This window comes from Variovorax sp. dw_954 (genome assembly GCF_018449755.1).
Lineage (GTDB): Bacteria > Pseudomonadota > Gammaproteobacteria > Burkholderiales > Burkholderiaceae_C > Variovorax.
The window spans coordinates 1-553 of record NZ_JAAVVD010000111.1; the positions used below are offsets into that span (position 1 = coordinate 1).

A 553-nucleotide genomic window follows, 5' to 3' on the forward strand; every position below is an offset into this window, starting at 1 on the left:
CCGCCTGGTCTTCGTCTTCAGCCAGGACTTCACCGTCTTCGGCGGTGCGCTCAGCGAGGCGCATGCCGAGAAGATCTGCAAGGTGATGGACCAGGCCATGAAGGTCGGCGCGCCGGTGATCGGCCTGAACGACTCGGGCGGCGCGCGCATCCAGGAAGGCGTGGCATCGCTCGGCGGCTATGCCGAGGTGTTCCAGCGCAACGTGATGGCCTCCGGCGTGGTGCCGCAGATCAGCATGATCATGGGTCCCTGCGCCGGTGGTGCGGTGTATTCGCCGGCCATGACCGACTTCATCTTCATGGTCAAGGATTCGAGCTACATGTTCGTCACCGGCCCCGAGGTGGTGAAGACCGTGACGCACGAGGACGTGACAGCCGAGGAACTGGGCGGCGCATCGACCCACACCACCAAGAGCGGCGTGGCCGACATGGCCTTCGAGAACGATGTCGAGGCGCTGATGATGTTGCGCCGGCTCTACAACTACCTGCCGCTGAACAACCGCGAGAAGCCGCCCGTGCGCCCCAGCGGCGACCCGGCCGAGCGCGCGGATCTC

1 protein-coding gene is annotated in these 553 nt (G+C 65.8%); it reads left to right on the forward strand.

Translation table 11 applies throughout. From position 1 onward, the window contains the following. Positions 1 to 553: carboxyl transferase domain-containing protein (locus HB681_RS37745; protein ID WP_275946440.1), on the forward strand; the 553-nt coding region annotated here is incomplete at both ends.